Below are 15431 nucleotides of genomic sequence, written 5' to 3'. Positions count from 1 at the left end.
CAAGTCTTACACGGACTGCAGCCAAACGTTTTTGAAATCGATCCAGCCGAGCGAATTGATCGTCACCCCGCGCAAGGACGGGTCGTGCACCGTCTGCAGCCCTTTGAACAAGAGGAACAGCACCACGTGCTCGTGGTTTATAAGCGCCTCCAGCTCCTGCATCCGGTGCTTGCGGTATTCGGGCGAAGGGGAAGCCAGCAGGTCGGACGCAATTTTGTCGACGCGTGCGCTCAATTCTTCGTCCATAACGAGGCGGATATAGCTGTCTTCGCGCAAATACAGCTCCAGCAGCGACACTTCCCCTTCGTCGATTACGAATTGGTGCAGCAGCGCTTCCGCGTTCAAATTATGGTCCCGGACCCGCTGTGCCAGCTCGGAGATCTCGTAGCAGACGACCTCCGCCACGATCCCGAATTCCCGGCAGCGGTCCCGCAGCCAGTGCGCATCCGCCAGATGCTTCCAGATGGCGGCGATCCGGAACGGCTCCCCTGCATAGCCCATCTCGTTCAGAAGCTTCCGGGCGACGGCCGGATCGAACGCATGATCCTCCTGCCCCAAATAATCGTGAGGCTGCATTCCCGTTGCGGGAAAGCGGCGGTTTTCGCCCAGCTGCTCCACCATGCTCTTCCGGTCGGCCAGATGATGAAGCGCTTTGCGAAACCGCACGTCCTGCTGCGGTCCGCCCTGCTTCATATTGTAGGATAACAGCGTACAGCCGTTGTTCAACAGCTCGATGCGCTCCCAATGATGCCGCACCGGATAGGTTGCGCCGTCGTGATTGCACAGCATCTTTTCGGAATCGCCGGCTTGGAAGCTGTGCAACTCCTCAGGTGGCAGGAACACCACCTCGACCCGGTCCAAATGCGCCCGGCCCTCGAAATAATAGGGGTTCGCCGTCAGTACGCACCGGCTCTCGTTCCACAGCTCCAAGCGGAACGGACCGCTGCCGACCGGCGCGAGCGCGAACGCCTCCTCCCTGCCGTCGACCAGCTCTTCGGGCAAAATGCTGGTGGCGGGGAAGCATAAATAGCGCAGCAGCAAATGATTCGGCGAACGCAGCCGGATTTCGACGACCCGCTCGTCCAGCACGCGCACTTCCTCGAAGCCTTGAACCAGCCAGCGCTGCGTCAGGGGGTCCGTCTTGCGCATGAGCCTCCGCAGCGAAAAGGCGACGTCGTGAGCCGTCAATTCGCGGCCATGGTGGAACATTACGCCTCTCCGCAAATAAAATTTCCATGCGAGGTGATCCGGATTGCATTCCCAATAGTGGGCGACCTGCGGCTCTACCGTCTGCCGCTGCTCGTTAAAGGTGACCAGCGTATTATACAGCTGCTTCATCAAATGCGCCTCGAACGCATAAACCATCCGCCCGGGATCAAGGGTCAGAATGGACCGGAACACCGGAAAACGCAGCGTATCGACCGGCTGACTGTCGGCCGTTTCCTTCTTATAGCCGAAATAATCGGACAGCCATGCCATGAACCGTTCCTTCGTATCCGTTCCTTGTCCGAACCGCTCCAACCACTGAAGCGCGTCGTTCAGACGGCCGCCCTGCATCGCCTGCTTCGACAGCTCCAGCAGCAGCTCCTGCGGCTCCTTCAAAAACCGGACCCGGGATACGTGCCCGCGGCCGCGGCCGGGGCTCCACTCGATCCAGCCGGCGCTCTCCAGCTTCTTGAGAATTATTTTCACATTCCGCTCCGTACAAAGCCAAAGCCCCGTAAGATCGGCCACCGATACTTCCGGCCATGCTTCTCCGGGCAAATAAAAGGTACGGTACAGCTCAAAGTATTGGATTTCCAGCATGATCGTTTCAGCCGCTTTCGTTAAGGTTAAGCCTATTGTACTTCTTTTTGGGCTCGGGGTGAACCGGGGAATGGTTTCGGGAGGCGGAGGCTAGTTGAGCTGGGCCTTAGCCCGATGATACCGCTGGAAATCGCTTGTCAATCGGTACAGCTTGGCTTCCATTCTTTTCACGAATTTCGGATTGGTGTTGTCCAGGATTTCGTCGATATGCCAGTCCAGCTTCCCTTTTAACTCGACAAGCCAGGAAGCGGGACGATCCCGCCGGAGCTGCCGCAAATCATCCGCGAAGGCTTCGCATAAAAATCGGAGCTGCGGCGGTTCCAGCCAGCTACGGACGACAAAGTGGCGCGGGGTCGTATCGTACCGGAAGTGCTGCCCCGGTACTTCATCCCAGAAGTCCTCCCATTCCCGGATCAAGCCGGCTTCATAATAGATAAACTTCAAGAAACCGCACAACCAGGCCGTACAGCTCGTATTGCGCCGTCCGCAGCCGACCCCGTCGCCCAGAAATGGACAGCTTACGCAGCAGGAGCCGCCGCCCGGAATACAAACTTTGCAGATCAGATCCGCTCCGACGCCTTCGAGGTAAGCCAAGCCTGCTTCGATTACTTCTTGCTTGGTCGTCGGGCGGGCAAGCTCTTTTTGTTCCCAAGTCCAAAAGCCGGACATACGCCATCGCCTCTTTCTAACGAATAACCGCTCAAACCAGTAAAATCTTTGATTATTTGAATATAACAATATTATACGTCCAAGGTTTGTTTTACAACCGGCTTCTTGGATGTGGTATGATATTCATATATTCAGACGTTCAACGTTTTAAGGGGCTTAGATCCATGAATCGTGAAATCCAGCAGTTTAAAGCGGAATTTTTCAAGGCGTTGGCGCATCCGATGCGAATCCGGATTCTGGAGGTGCTGTGCGAAGGGGACAAAAACGTCAACGAGCTTCAGGCCATTCTGGGAAGCGAAGGCTCCGCCGTGTCTCAGCAGTTGGCCGTGCTCCGCAGCAAAAATGTGGTCAGCGGGACCAAAGAGGGAACCTCCGTCATTTATTCTTTACGCGATCCTCTGATTAAAGACCTTCTCGGGGTAGCCAGACAAATCTTCGATAATCATTTGGTGGACGCCATCTCGCTGCTTGAAAACATACGCAACGAATAATCGTGCCGACGTACGAGTTCAAATGTCAAAAAACCGGTTTCCTTGTGCGTGCAAGGAGCCGGTTTTTTGATCGTTATCCGTTGATGCGGCGATAAACCTCGTAGCTGCGCCGGGCGCATTCCGAAATCGCAATCGGATGAAAGCCGCTTATTTCCGAATACAGCGTATCGTTCAGCTTCGCGGTCCAATGCTCCGGCAGCCGTTTCGCGCCGCCGATCGCGCCCATGATTGAACCGACGGTCGCGCCGTTGCAGTCGGTGTCCCAGCCGCCGAGCACCGCCGTCGTGACTGCGGTCTCGAAATCGCCGCGGGCGAAGACGAGCGCGGCCGCGCATAAGGCCGCATTGTTGTTCGTATGCACCGGATGGTAGTGCTTGAACGCCTCCCAGATCCGGTCGGCCAGCTCCACCTGGTCCTTCGCCTCCCGGGCGATCGCCACCGCCTGACGGATGTCGCAAGCCAGGCGGCAGCGCTGCGGAATTTCGCTCAGCCCGATCTCAACGATCCGCTCCGGGTCGGTTTCGGCGAACGCCGCGGCGATCATGGCCGCCACGAACATGGCGCCGTAGATGCCGTTCTTCACGTGGGAGAACGAAGCGTCCCGCCAAGCGAATTCGGCGGCCAGCTCGGGATGTCCCGCCGCGCCGTACGCCAATCCGTCCACGCGAATTTGCGCGCCGATCCATTCGCGGTAAGGATTCAAGTGCATCCTCACCCACTCCTTTTGCGCATCGGAGTCTGCCTCCCGCTGCCACCCCATTTGACTGTTCAGCACCGTAAAGTTTACATAGGACCGCGCCTCGGCGGTGAACACCTTATGAAACGGCAAATGCTTTAGCCATAAGCCGCCGATATCCCACGAGTCCCAATCCTTTCCCTTCTCCTCCAGCAGCAGAAGGCCAAGCACCGTATAACGGATATCGTCGTCGGTCTCCATATACCGGATACGCTCCAGCTCGCTTTCCTTACCGTAGGGAGCGAGTGCCAAGCCGTACCGCTCCTCCGCCCGCGACTGTCCCGGCGTATAATCGCGAATCGGCCAGGCGTCCGCTCCTTCGAACCACAGCTTCACGTTGGCCCAGCCGGGACGACTATCCGTGCCGTACATAAACGGCCCAGTCTCCAGCGGCTTGCCGAGCGCGCAGCCGACGCTTCGTCCGAGCCACGCGCCATAAAACTTATCCTTCCACTGCTCCTCCGTCCACTCCGCTTGCAGCTTGCGCGGCCCTTCCGGACGCGCCGCCCGGATCTCGTCCAGCCCGTTCGGCTCCGCAAACGGGAAGTCCGCCGCGATCGGCAATGCGGACAATTCCTCATAAACGGCCATCAGCCGCGCGGCATCTTCCCCGGCCTCCTCCAGCTTCGCTTGAAACCCCTCAACGTTGCAGCCTTCTTCCTTCCGCTGCTTGATTTCGTCATGCAGCAAGCCTTGCAGCGCTTGCCAGCCCCAACCTGCCATCTGCTCTCCCCATTTCCGTATCGAATGTACAGCCTGCCTGATCTAAGATGTACTTTCATTGTAATCGGCGGGAGAGCGCAGCGTCGTCTTATTTTCATCCAAGCCATTCTCAAAAACGGCTATATTTCTCGATAACTCGCGATATTCCTGCGGAGCGGCGCCGACGATTTGCCGGAACGCGCGGTAAAACGGGGCATGGCTTTGGAAGCCGCTTGCAAACATGACCTCCGCCATCGGCAGATCGGTGCTTGCCAGCAGCCGTTTGGCCTCGTTCACACGCAGCCGGAGCAAGTACCGCTTAAATCCGACGCCCAGCTTCTCCTGAAAAAGATGCCGCGCCCGGGAGGGGCTTAAGCCAAGCACGGCAGCCGCGTCTTCCAGCGTCAGCGATTCTCGAAAACGCTCGCCGATGTAATCGAGCGCCGGCTTGATGCGGTAGTAGGACGACAGGGTCCGGTTCCACTCCGCAGACGACGTTTGTTCGCTGTAATGCCTAAGCAGCAGCGCGCAAATCTGCAAAATGATCCCCCGCATCATGCCATGATAGCCCGGACGCTTGTGCCGCTGCTCGTCCGCAAGCTCATGGAACAGCCCTCCGATTCGGCGGGCCGCGTCCAGCTCCCCGGGAATGCGGTTCTGAAACTTCGTCGGCAAATACACGAACGGCAGCAGCAGCTCCCGATCCGCCTGTTCGATCACCATCGGGTCAAAATATAAAAAAAGATAATGGCTCGGATTGTCCGCGTCTGAAGCGGCGGCATGCCGCTCCAAATGATTGACGACGAAGACGTCGCCCGGTTGCGCCGCATAAGCTTTTTGCCCGAAATAAAAAGTGCCGCGGCCCGATAAACAATACCCGATTTCCAAATGGTCGTGGGTATGAAACGGATCGATATGCACGCGCGGTGACCATTCGAACAGATGGATGGCCGGCTCTGTTTGCATACTTTTCATGTCGCTCCTTGCCTGGCGGGTTGCCCTGTCCCGAAGGGACATCGTTCCTTTCATTATACCTGAGATCCGGCCAAAAATCGGCACTTGTCCGCCCATTGACAAGAACGGATTCCCGGGTGTATATTCCCCATATATTCAAATAATCAAATATATGAAAAGAAGGTCTTGTCATGAAGCGGTCGGGAAGATTTGACGGGTACAGCGCAAATGATTTTCGCCGGGATCTGATCTCAGGTTCGATTGTGGGGATTATAGCCATTCCTTTAGGGATGGCTTTTGCCATTGCGGCGGGAGTAAAGCCTCAGTACGGCATTTATACGACGGTGATTGCCGGATTTCTCATCTCGCTGCTTGGCGGGTCCAAATTCCAGATCGGCGGGCCGACGGGGGCATTCGTTCCTATTTTGTTTGCTATTGTGATGCAGTACGGGTATGAAAATTTACTGATCGCCGGCGGGCTGGCGGGAATCATCCTTGTCTTGATGGGGGTATTCAAGCTCGGAGCACTGATTCAATTTATTCCCCGGCCGGTAACGATCGGCTTTACCGCCGGGATCGCCGTTATCATTTTCACCGGCCAAATCGCCAGTTTTCTGGGACTGAGCGGCATCCGCAAGCATGAGGATTTTATATCCAACATGAAAGAGATCGGGCTGCACCTGTCGGCGGTGAACCTTTACAGTGTGCTTACGGCGGTCGTTTGTCTCGCCTTGTTATTGGCGACCCCGAAGCTGCTGCCCCGTGTGCCCGGATCGCTTGTCGGCTTGCTGGTATCCAGCGTGCTGTCGGTTGTGCTGTTCGAGGGCCGGGTCGATACGATCGGGTCGACGTACGGCGCCATTCCCGGGACGCTTCCCCGGTTTCACGTGCCGGAGGTAACGCTTGAGACCATCATCCCGCTTCTTGGCCCGGCCTGTGTCATCGCGGCGCTCGGAGGAATCGAGTCGCTCTTGTCGGCGGTCGTAGCCGACGGCATGACGGGCAGCCGCCATCACAGCAACCGCGAGCTGATCGGACAAGGGATTGCCAATATCGTCACCCCTTTGTTCGGAGGAATTCCGGCGACGGGTGCGATTGCCAGAACCGCGGCGAATATTAAGAACGGGGCGGCGAGTCCCGTGTCGGGGATGGTGCACAGCGTCTTTGTCCTGCTCGTGTTGATTGTGCTTGCCCCTTTGGCTTCCGCGATTCCGCTGGCCAGCATGGCGCCGATCCTGATGGTCGTGGCCTGGAATATGAGCGAGCGCCGAGAGTTTGTTCATATTGTGAAAACAAGAACAGCCGATTCCGTTGTCCTGATTATTACCTTTTTGCTTACGGTGCTGACCGATCTGACGACGGCCGTTATCGCCGGACTCATTCTTGCGGTCGTTCTGTTCATCCGGCGGATGAGCGGCATGCTCACGGTGGCCAAGGTTTTGCCGGACCCGGATTCCCACAAGGGGAAAGTGGCTTCTCATATCGTAAACGACAGTCATGACTGCCCGCAGATTGCCATTATTTCGGTGGAGGGAGCGCTGTTTTTCGGAGCGGGAACGCTGTTCGAAAAATCGATCTCGGGGACGCTCGACGAACGGCCGAAAACCGTGATCCTGCGCCTCGGCAAAGTGCTGTTCATGGATACGACAGGGGAATCGTATTTGGCCGGCGTGGTCCGGGAGATCGTCCAACAAGGCGGTATCGTTCTCATCTCGGGCCTGCAGTCTCAGCCCCGGGACGTATTGAAACGAACCGGACTCGACAGGCTGATCGGAAAAGAGCACTTTTTTGCGCATACGGGCGACGCGATCAATTACGCCTTGACCCGGCTGGAGCATCAAAAATGTCTGGGCTGCCGGCATTTTGCGTTTCGGGAATGCGCCGCCTTATCTCAACCGGACACCGCTAACGAGCGTTAAAAAAGCAGCCCTGCCAAGTCAAGCTTGGCGGGGCTGCCGCGTGTATTGAAAATTTAACCTTCGGTTAAACTGTTCAGCGGAACCTCTTGCTCCTGCTCCGGCTGATCAAGCGGATAAACTCTGGCAGTCTCCCGTTCCTCGTCCACATGCTGGATATAAATCGGAACTCCTTCGTACGTCACGTTCGCCATCACCGGCGAAGCGGCGATTTCCTGGGCGCGCTGCTTATTCATGGCTATGACCTCCTTGGATTGGTAACCGTCATAGTATGCGCGCAAGCGGCTGGAATATGCTTCCGACCTCCACTTCGAATTCAGTCCATAACGACAAGCACGGTATGTTTGCCCCAGACTACCGGATTATGACCGCGTATACCTTGCCGGGACCGTGGATGCCGATCGTCAGATCGTTCTCGATGTCGGCGCTGCGGCTCGGCCCGGTAATCAGGTTAAGCGACGAAGCATACTGCGATGGGAGCTGCTTGCCGCGGGTGATCTGCTCGAACGCCTCGCCCATCCGGTACACGAGCTGATCCGCACGGAAGACGGCGAACAAAATTTCCGTCAGCAAGCTTACCGAGCGGCCGCGCTGCGGGGAGCATTGGAGCACCAACGTGCTCGTATTCGCTACGGCGAAGTCGGGCCAGACGATCCCGAGCTGGCAGCGCTCGGTTCGCTTCAGCAGCTCGCTCCGCTGCGCCCAGTTCGCGTCTCCCGCCGCCTTCGGCCATCCCTCGCTGTCGCCCGCTTCCACCGGCCGCCATGGCGCGACGGCGATGCCGGAGGCGGCCAGCGCCTCGTCCAGGCCAAGCGCCTTCAGTCCTTCGTGCTCCCAGCGGGACACATGCGTGACGCCAAGCTCCGCGGCGACGTCCCGCAGCCAAGCGCCGACTTTGTCGGCCGCCTCCGCTTCATCCACCACCAGCACCTTGCCGGTCAGAGCCTGCCAGTTTCGGGTGAACAGCTCAATCTTTTCCTCCGTGGTCAGCTTGATCTGCTTATAAAACTCCGGCGCGCCGCGAAACGGGTGGGCCGGAGCCGTCGCTGCGACCTCCCGGCGTCCGAGCCTCGACGACAAATTCGCGATAAACGCTTCGCGGCCGCGGATCGTTCCGTTACTCATGGCGCCCGCCTCCTTTCGCAGAGCCATCCGCCTCGTCCCGTCCGGGCGCAGCTTGCCCGCGGGCTGCACCGGCTTCGCTCTGGCCGGCCCGCTTGCCGGTTTGCTTCAGCTCCTGCTGGAGCGCGTCCCAGCGGTCGCGGAACGACAGCTTCGGCTTCATCGGGAAATGGCGGGACTGCGTCCAGCCCGCTGCCGGACCCGGCGCCTTCTTGATTACGCCTCTGCTCACGAAAGGCTTCATCATATAATAGGCGGACTTCGTCGCCATCTTGTACAGCGTGACGTTCCCGAAGGTCGTCCGGAACGTCTTGAAGGCGGCGCGCTCCGCCAGCGGAGTCAGCCCGAGCCGCACCTTGCGCGCCCGAAGCTGCACCAGCATGTCGTGCAGCGGAATTTTGACCGGGCATGCCTCGTAGCAGGCCCCGCACAGGCTGGAGGCGTAAGCCAGCTGCCCCGCTTCCTTCATATCCTGCTGGAGCAGCGGCGTCAGCACCGCCCCGATCGGGCCGCTGTACACGCTGCCGTAGGTGTGCCCGCCCACGTGACGGTACACGGGGCATACGTTCAGACAGGCCGCACAGCGGATGCAGTGCAGCACCTCCTGGAACACCGGATCGCCGAGCTGTGCCGACCGCCCGTTGTCCAGCACGATCAGATGAAGCTCCTCCGGCCCGTCGAGCTCGCCTTCGCGTCGCGGTCCGGTGATCATCGACGTGTAAGTTGTCAGCTTCTGCCCGGTAGCGCTGCGGGCAAGCAGGTTCAGGACGACCTCCAGGTCGTCATAGGTCGGCACGAGGCGTTCCATACCCATGACGACGACGTGGCACTTCGGCAGCGTCGTCACCATCCGCCCGTTGCCTTCGTTGGACACCAGCGTAATCGCCCCCGATTCGGCAACGCCGAAATTGCAGCCGGTCAGCCCGATATCCGCCTCCAGAAAATAATTGCGCAGCCGCTGCTTGGCATACTTGGCCAGCACCTTCGTCTCCGGCGCAAACGTCTCACCCGCCTCCTCCGAGAAAATATCCGCGATCTGCTGCTTGTTTTTGTGAATCGCCGGAATGATCAGATGCGACGGCGTTTCCTTTGCCAGCTGCAGGATATACTCGCCGAGATCCGTCTCGATCGCCTCGATCCCGCGTTCCTCCAAATGACGGTTCAGATGAATTTCCTCCGATACCATCGATTTTCCCTTCGCCACCAGCTTCGCCCGGCGCTTCCCGGCAATTTCCATAAACGTCTTGACCGCCTCGTCCCCCGTTTGGCAGAAATAGACATGGCCTCCGGCTTTGGAAACGTTATCGGTAAACTGCGTCAAATAATAGTCGAGATGTTCCACGACATGCTTGCGGATCTGTCTCCCCCGCTCGCGCCAATCCTCCCAGTGGCCGAAATCGTCCGTCACCTGAAGCTTGGCCGTCTTCAGCTTGTCGGTCGTAAACGCAACCGCCTTGCGGAGAAAATCGTTCGCCAGCGCTTCTTCCGTGCGCTTCTTTAACCCCGTGCCGATCAGTTCCTTCTCACTTGCCGTGCCGCTCACCGCGCTTCACCCCTTCCTCCAGCAGCTGCGCCAGATGCATGACACGCACCGGCTTGTTTTCTTTATTCAAACGGCCTCCGATGTTCATCAGACAGCCCATGTCCGTACCGATCAAAAGGTCGGCATTCGTCGCGCATACGTTGGCAGCCTTCTCGCACACCATCGCTTCCGACATGTCGGCCATCTTGACGGCGAACGTGCCGCCGAAGCCGCAGCAATCCTCCTTGCGGGGCAGCTCGACCAGCTCCAGCCCCTCGATATGCGCCATCAGCTCGCCCGGCTCCTCGCGCACCCCGAGCAGGCGCATCGCATGGCAAGACGGATGATACGTCGCCTTGCCCTCGTACACGGCGCCGAGGTCTTTTACGCCCAGCACGTTAACCAGGAACTGGGAGAACTCGTACGTTTTCCCGATCAGCTTCTCCGCCTTGGCCTTCCACTCCGGCTCGTTCTCGAACAGCTGCGGGTAATAATGATGGACCATTCCGGTACAGGAGCCGGACGGCGAGACGACATAATCGCTGTGCTCGAACGCGCGGATCAGGTTGCGCGCCACCTCGCGGGCGTCATCCTGGTAGCCGCTGTTGTACGCGGGCTGTCCGCAGCAGGTCTGCTGCCGAGGAAAATCAACCTCGCAGCCATATCGGTGCAGGAGCCGGACGACGCTTTCGCCGACTTCCGGGTAGATCTGGTCGGCCAGACACGTGATGAATAAAGAAACTCGCATACAGGTCCCCATCCTTCGGTTTGGTTTCTTCACTTACTTGTCAGGTTATCAGATAAGTTAGCTTTTGAAAAGAGCCTCCTCCCTCTCAAATGAAACTTTTTTCCGGGGGAAAGCGTCGAATGAGTAACCAACGAAGGATAATCAAGGTGCTCCAACATGATATTTCCAAGAAAGGAGTGCATTGCCGATGGGAAATCGATTGAACAAAATTATTGGGACGGTCTTCCTGCTCGCCAGCGGCGCCTATTACACCGCCGAGCGAATCGGGGCAAAGATTGCCGCAGCGATACCTGCGGCCGGATCGGCTGCGCGAGGCTCGTACGATGCGACGCCGACCAACCCGACATTTTTTGAAAACTTTTTCGTTTGGTTTTTTATGCTGGTCGGCTTCGTGCTGCTCACCTTCGGCTTTCCGAAAGACAGGGACGGATAGACCGCTCCGCTCAACAACGGCCGGTCCTTCCCTTCCCCTTGTCCTACTTTTTCAAATAGCGGATCAGCACCTGCTCGACATGAAACAAATGCCGCCGCATCTCGTCCTGCGCAGCCGTCGTATCCTGCCGCTTGATCGCCTCGTACACGGCTTGATGCTCCTGCAGCAGCTGCCGGGACACCGTGCGGTTCGCATACATTTGCAGCCGCCGCGTTTCGCGGATCGCCGTCTGCATCTGCGTCGAGATCGATTCGACCATCCGCGCCATGATCGAATTGTGCGTCGCTTGGGCAAGGACAAGATGAAACTCGATATCCGCCCGCTCGCCTTCCTCTTCGTCGCCCAGGTGCTCCTCCATCCGCTTCAGCACCGCCTCGAAGCGCCGCAGGTCGTCCTCCGTCCGTTTCTCCGCCGCAAGCGCCGCATTGGAAACCTCCAACGCTTGGCGCGCCTCGATCAGCTCCATCACCGTGTCCCGGCTCATCAGCAGCGAGTTGAATTCCGGCAAGTCCACATCCTGCGACTCGATGCTGCGCACATAGCTGCCTTCGCCCTGGTGACTTTCCACAAGGCCCATCGCTTTGAGCGCGCTGAGCGCCTCCCGGATCGTGGAGCGCCCCACCTGATAGCTCTCCGACAGCTCCTTCGTGGAAGGAAGCTTATCTCCCGGCTTCAGCGTACCGCTGACAATCTGCTCCTTGATTTGCTCGGCGATGGCTTCGGAAATTTTGCGCGGCGTAATTTTTTGAATCTCCACCTACCCGTCCCCCCGTTCGTCTTGACGCGTCAGTTCCATTATACCCGCTTTTACAGGGAGCACAACCGGATGAGGCTGCCGCTTAAACACGACAGCAGCCTGTCCGGGAACAACCGGGAGCGTCGCGCCCTCCCGCTCATACACCGTAATGACGGGCCGTCTGCTCGTCCAGCCAATCGAGAACGTCCTGCATCACTTCATCCCGGTTAATCTCGTTCAGCATCTCGTGCCGGCCTTGCGGATACAGCTTGTATGTCACATGCCGCAAGCCCAGCTCCCGGTAGATCCCGGCCAATTCGACAACCCCTTTTCCTCTGCGGCCGACCGGATCGAGCTCTCCGGAAAATAAATAGACCGGCAAATCGACCGGAATCCGACGCATGTTCCGCTCATCGTGAATCTCTTGCAGCCCGCGGAAGAAATCAATCCAGAACCCCGCCGTCATAGCAAAGCCGCAATCCGGGTCGGCCGCAAAAAGGTCCACCTCCCGTTCGTCGCGGCTAAGCCAATCAAACGGCGTCCGATTCGGCCGAAACTGGCGGTTATAGCTGCCCAGCGTAAGCCGCATCAACAGCTCGCTGCGATGCTGCTCCCCTTTGCGGGCCGCCAGTCTCCGGGCCAACGCGCTGCCGACTGCAAGCAGCTTCTGCGGCCCGTTCGTCCCCGACAAGACGATGCCGTCCGCTTTCCCGGGAAATAAGTACATATATTTCTGAGTCAAAAACGACCCCATGCTGTGGCCGAATACGTAAAAAGGGACGTCCGAAAACCGTTCGCGAATCAGGTCCGTCAGCTGTCCCATCGCTTCCGCCATGCGTTGAAAACCGTTCTCGCCGATGACCCCGAACCGCTCCGGACCGCCGGCCGTCCGGCCGTGTCCCCTATGGTCGTTGGCGTACACCGCATAGCCTGCCCTCGTCAGCACCCCGGCGAATCGCTCGTAACGGGCGGCCGTTTCGGCCATCCCGTGCGCGATTTGTACCACGCCCTTTACCGGTACGTCCTCCTCCGGCAGCCATTCATAGACGAATATCGCTTCCCCGTCAGGGTCTGGGAATGTAAATTGTCTGTCTCTCATCGGACTCCTCCGTTCTCCCGAATATCCTACCGTCCTATTATAGGACGAACTGCTCCTTCGGGGAAAGATATCTACGTCGTCGTCCATTAAAAAAACCGCCCGAATTTCTCCGGCGGTTCACCCAAGCGATATTGGTCAAAACATCCGTGCAACCGCGTCCCGGCCCTTCATCCCCGGCACCACGCCGAGCGCCTCCGCTCCGTAGGTGACCGACTCCAGCGGCGCCTCCAAAAGCTCCTCGATCGTCCGCACGCCCGTCGCCCGGGCGGCGATAATGCCCCGTTCCTTCAGACGTTCATTCAGCAATCCCACGTCGAGCGCCCCGCACATAATGTACCCTTTGTCGGTCGTTACGGCGAGCAGCGTCGTCTTCGGCAGCTTCACCTCGATTGCCAGCGCCGTGCGCCCATCCAAATCCACCGGTTCCATGCGCATCATTGACCTAGCATCCCCTTTAACACCCGTGTGCTTACACTATATGCCCCCGAACTTGCATCCGTGCACAGTGGGGGGATCGGGAAGGAAGATTTTGCATGTTCAGCCGGATACCCGGATTTCCATCACCAGGGAGGAATACTCTGCTCGAAGCGGAATAGATTCTCCGGATCGTACAGTTGTTTGACGCGCCGCAGCCTGGCAAGATTGTCTCCAAAATAGGCGGTCGGCCAATCGGCGATCTGGCTGTCGCAATAGTCGCGGTAAGCGCCGCGGGTATAGGGAAGCATGGCTTGGCGAAAACGTTCCACCCAATCGATATGGAGAGCCGCCTCCGCATCCTGGTTCCAATACGCTTGATATTGCATGACGAACAAGGCATTGCGATGGGCGAAAGCGGTCGCCTCCGGGGACACCTGCTTAATGGCGCCGCCGTAAGCATCAAACGCGACCATATCCGCTGCCCCGGGAGTGTTTTGCAAATGGCGGCTTAATACGTCGAGAGCGGCATCCGAAAAAGGCTCGTAGGCGTAAGCGGATGAATTTTTAAATTTGGCTTGCTGGACTGGCGTTCCTGCAAATAAACGGGCGGCTTCGATCCAAGTCATCGTACGAAAATTCGCCGTCTTGGGCGGAACCACCTTCTGCAGCGGTTGAACGATGCTCCTAAGCTCTTGTTCCTCTCCGACAAAAACTCCGCTGGAATGGATCGTACCGCCTTGCTGCGACAAAAGCAATAAAACCGACGTCAGGCGGTTATCCGCACGAGAGGCCCAATTTTGCCAGTAGCGCACCACTTCCTTCAGTTGGGCGAAATCCCAGGTCAGCGAATAATAAGCCACTTTATCAATCGGATGGACGCGGAAAGTGAAGGAAGTAACGACGCCAAAACTGCCGTCGCCCGCACCCCGGCATGCCCAGAACAAATCGGGGTGCTGCTCGTTGTTGGCGCGAATCGCATTTCCCTGCGCCGTAACCATTTCCAGTTCGATTACGTTATCGCAAGTCATGCCGTACAGCCTGGATAGCAGTCCGAAGCCGCCCCCAAGCGTCAATCCGGAGATCCCGACGCCCGGGCATGTTCCTCCCGGCAGTGCCAGCCCTTTTTTCCACAGCTCTTCGTAAAGAGGAAGCAAGCGGAAGCCCGCGCCGATTCGCGCAACGCCCTGCCGTTCATAAATCTGCAGTTGCAGCAGCCCGCTGGTATCAATGACGAGGCCGCCGTCGACAAGGCAGTACGCTTCATAGCTATGTCCTCCGCAGCGGATGCGAAAAGGCACTTTGTATTGGCGCGCCCATAAAACGGCATTGACAACGTCTTGTGTAATCTGGCAGTACACGATGACTGCCGGATACTTGGAGAAACGTGCGTTAAAACCGCGTCTTGCCTCTTCGTAGCCGGGCTGCCCTTGCCAAATCACGCGCCCGGTCAATCCTGCCGTCAATGCCACAATTCAACCCCTCCTCGGTTTCCGCGAGACATTGCAAGCTTTTCGATTATCTATATTTGAGGAAGGATAGCGGTAGAACGCGGAGACGGTTGATTATGGCATACAGGAACAATCCGCCGGACGGTTTTTTACCCTGAAGTTGAAATAAAATGAACAACGCCGGCAACAATCAGTAACGAAAAATAAATGACGACCAGCCATAAAATGATTTTGACAGCTTTGCCTAAAAGCGACTCTTTTGGAGCACCCATCTACATTCAACTCCCTGATCATCCTAAACCAATAACCAATAGAACATCTATTGCACTATACCGCAGGTCCAGGGAACGTTAGCCTCCCCCTCTGCTTCACGCAAGAGGGATATCCGGCAGCTATCGTTAATTTACCATAAAATTACAAATATATCCATAATTATTGAAGAACACAAAAAAATTGACATAGTTCTTTGGATGTAGTATTCTCGCATCATATTAGTTATTAAGGCCTACCATTTTTATCCTGAACATAGTTCTAACCTACTGCAGCATCAGCAAGCCAAGTTCGTCGCCATACGCCGTTTTCGCCCTTCAAGTTATTTCCATCGCGTACGAACGCCCTATGGATAATAAATC

At 57.6% G+C, this 15431-nt stretch carries 16 protein-coding genes; 3 read left to right on the top strand and 13 right to left on the bottom strand.

The genetic code is table 11. The annotated features are described in order from the left end of the window. Positions 1-6: 6 nt before the first annotated feature. Together PEH01S_RS20575 and PEH01S_RS20570 are read right to left on the bottom strand one after the other, a co-directional pair. Entirely contained in the window at positions 7-1806 is a 1800-nt protein-coding gene (locus tag PEH01S_RS20575; protein ID WP_127487769.1) for an ABC transporter substrate-binding protein, read from the bottom strand. A gap of 90 nt (positions 1807-1896) precedes the next feature. Next, positions 1897-2475: a hypothetical protein gene (locus PEH01S_RS20570; protein WP_127487767.1), complete on the bottom strand. Its 579-nt coding sequence runs from the start codon at positions 2473-2475 to the stop codon at positions 1897-1899. 164 nt (positions 2476-2639) lie between these two features. Here PEH01S_RS20570 and PEH01S_RS20565 point away from each other — a divergent pair, with 164 nt between their 5' ends. After that, positions 2640-2966, top strand: coding sequence for an ArsR/SmtB family transcription factor (locus PEH01S_RS20565; protein ID WP_010492260.1), 327 nt, complete (start codon positions 2640-2642; stop codon positions 2964-2966). Positions 2967-3039: 73 nt separating this feature from the next. Here PEH01S_RS20565 and PEH01S_RS20560 read toward each other — a convergent pair whose 3' ends face one another. Then, on the bottom strand, positions 3040-4425 hold the full coding sequence (locus PEH01S_RS20560) for an ADP-ribosylglycohydrolase family protein (protein WP_127487765.1): 1386 nt from the start codon (positions 4423-4425) through the stop codon (positions 3040-3042). Between the two features lie 42 nt (positions 4426-4467). Then, positions 4468-5370, bottom strand: coding sequence for an AraC family transcriptional regulator (locus PEH01S_RS20555; RefSeq protein WP_127487763.1), 903 nt, complete (start codon positions 5368-5370; stop codon positions 4468-4470). Between the two features lie 179 nt (positions 5371-5549). Here PEH01S_RS20555 and PEH01S_RS20550 point away from each other — a divergent pair, with 179 nt between their 5' ends. After that, positions 5550-7277 (top strand): SulP family inorganic anion transporter, encoded by a 1728-nt coding sequence (locus PEH01S_RS20550; protein WP_025848942.1) that lies wholly within the window; start codon positions 5550-5552, stop codon positions 7275-7277. Positions 7278-7330: 53 nt separating this feature from the next. Here the strand turns inward: PEH01S_RS20550 and PEH01S_RS20545 are convergent, their stop codons facing one another. From PEH01S_RS20545 to PEH01S_RS20530, 4 genes are all read right to left on the bottom strand, one after another. After that, entirely contained in the window at positions 7331-7510 is a 180-nt protein-coding gene (locus PEH01S_RS20545; RefSeq protein WP_025848940.1) for a small acid-soluble spore protein H, read from the bottom strand. A 118-nt stretch (positions 7511-7628) separates the two neighbouring features. Then, positions 7629-8399, bottom strand: a complete 771-nt coding sequence (locus PEH01S_RS20540; protein ID WP_025848939.1) for a LutC/YkgG family protein — start codon at positions 8397-8399, stop codon at positions 7629-7631. Next, positions 8392-9939 carry a LutB/LldF family L-lactate oxidation iron-sulfur protein gene (locus PEH01S_RS20535; protein ID WP_127487761.1) on the bottom strand — a complete coding sequence of 516 codons (1548 nt, stop codon included), beginning with the start codon at positions 9937-9939 and terminating at the stop codon, positions 8392-8394. Before PEH01S_RS20535 ends, PEH01S_RS20540 begins: the two co-directional genes overlap by 8 nt. Beyond that, entirely contained in the window at positions 9920-10666 is a 747-nt protein-coding gene (locus tag PEH01S_RS20530) for a (Fe-S)-binding protein (protein WP_025848934.1), read from the bottom strand. The genes PEH01S_RS20535 and PEH01S_RS20530 overlap by 20 nt, the downstream gene beginning before the upstream one ends. Positions 10667-10853: 187 nt before the next feature. Here PEH01S_RS20530 and PEH01S_RS20525 point away from each other — a divergent pair, with 187 nt between their 5' ends. Then, entirely contained in the window at positions 10854-11099 is a 246-nt protein-coding gene (locus PEH01S_RS20525) for a hypothetical protein (RefSeq protein ID WP_127487759.1), read from the top strand. 43 nt (positions 11100-11142) lie between these two features. Here the strand turns inward: PEH01S_RS20525 and PEH01S_RS20520 are convergent, their stop codons facing one another. From PEH01S_RS20520 to PEH01S_RS35850, 5 genes are all read right to left on the bottom strand, one after another. Next, positions 11143-11856, bottom strand: coding sequence for a FadR/GntR family transcriptional regulator (locus PEH01S_RS20520; RefSeq protein WP_025848931.1), 714 nt, complete (start codon positions 11854-11856; stop codon positions 11143-11145). 136 nt (positions 11857-11992) lie between these two features. After that, positions 11993-12934, bottom strand: coding sequence for an alpha/beta hydrolase (locus tag PEH01S_RS20515; RefSeq protein WP_127487757.1), 942 nt, complete (start codon positions 12932-12934; stop codon positions 11993-11995). A 135-nt stretch (positions 12935-13069) separates the two neighbouring features. Next, positions 13070-13372, bottom strand: a complete 303-nt coding sequence (locus tag PEH01S_RS20510) for a YunC family protein (protein ID WP_025848927.1) — start codon at positions 13370-13372, stop codon at positions 13070-13072. Positions 13373-13494: 122 nt separating this feature from the next. Next, positions 13495-14820: an FAD-binding oxidoreductase gene (locus PEH01S_RS20505; protein ID WP_036713561.1), complete on the bottom strand. Its 1326-nt coding sequence runs from the start codon at positions 14818-14820 to the stop codon at positions 13495-13497. 128 nt (positions 14821-14948) lie between these two features. Beyond that, the gene (locus PEH01S_RS35850) at positions 14949-15071 is read right to left on the bottom strand and encodes a hypothetical protein (RefSeq protein ID WP_281281499.1); all 123 of its coding nucleotides are present in this window, start codon (positions 15069-15071) and stop codon (positions 14949-14951) included. Positions 15072-15431 lie beyond the last annotated feature (360 nt).

Origin of the sequence: Paenibacillus ehimensis NBRC 15659, assembly GCF_004000785.1 — a bacterium.
GTDB lineage: Bacteria > Bacillota > Bacilli > Paenibacillales > NBRC-103111 > Paenibacillus_G > Paenibacillus_G ehimensis.
The sequence above is the reverse complement of the archived record's forward strand: the minus strand, read 5'-3'. Positions and strand labels throughout refer to the sequence as shown.

Excerpts from the sequence above, each read along its gene's own strand:
- PEH01S_RS20570 (WP_127487767.1), bottom strand. The coding sequence starts at position 2,475 with ATGTCCGGCTTTTGGACTTGGGAACAAAAAGAGCTTGCCCGCCCGACG.
- PEH01S_RS20575 (WP_127487769.1), bottom strand. The coding sequence starts at position 1,806 with ATGCTGGAAATCCAATACTTTGAGCTGTACCGTACCTTTTATTTGCCC.
- PEH01S_RS20540 (WP_025848939.1), bottom strand. The coding sequence starts at position 8,399 with ATGAGTAACGGAACGATCCGCGGCCGCGAAGCGTTTATCGCGAATTTG.
- PEH01S_RS20565 (WP_010492260.1), top strand. The coding sequence starts at position 2,640 with ATGAATCGTGAAATCCAGCAGTTTAAAGCGGAATTTTTCAAGGCGTTG.
- PEH01S_RS20530 (WP_025848934.1), bottom strand. The coding sequence starts at position 10,666 with ATGCGAGTTTCTTTATTCATCACGTGTCTGGCCGACCAGATCTACCCG.
- PEH01S_RS20510 (WP_025848927.1), bottom strand. The coding sequence starts at position 13,372 with ATGATGCGCATGGAACCGGTGGATTTGGATGGGCGCACGGCGCTGGCA.
- PEH01S_RS20545 (WP_025848940.1), bottom strand. The coding sequence starts at position 7,510 with ATGAATAAGCAGCGCGCCCAGGAAATCGCCGCTTCGCCGGTGATGGCG.
- PEH01S_RS20560 (WP_127487765.1), bottom strand. The coding sequence starts at position 4,425 with ATGGCAGGTTGGGGCTGGCAAGCGCTGCAAGGCTTGCTGCATGACGAA.
- PEH01S_RS20550 (WP_025848942.1), top strand. The coding sequence starts at position 5,550 with ATGAAGCGGTCGGGAAGATTTGACGGGTACAGCGCAAATGATTTTCGC.
- PEH01S_RS20555 (WP_127487763.1), bottom strand. The coding sequence starts at position 5,370 with ATGCAAACAGAGCCGGCCATCCATCTGTTCGAATGGTCACCGCGCGTG.
- PEH01S_RS20515 (WP_127487757.1), bottom strand. The coding sequence starts at position 12,934 with ATGAGAGACAGACAATTTACATTCCCAGACCCTGACGGGGAAGCGATA.
- PEH01S_RS20525 (WP_127487759.1), top strand. The coding sequence starts at position 10,854 with ATGGGAAATCGATTGAACAAAATTATTGGGACGGTCTTCCTGCTCGCC.
- PEH01S_RS35850 (WP_281281499.1), bottom strand. The coding sequence starts at position 15,071 with ATGGGTGCTCCAAAAGAGTCGCTTTTAGGCAAAGCTGTCAAAATCATT.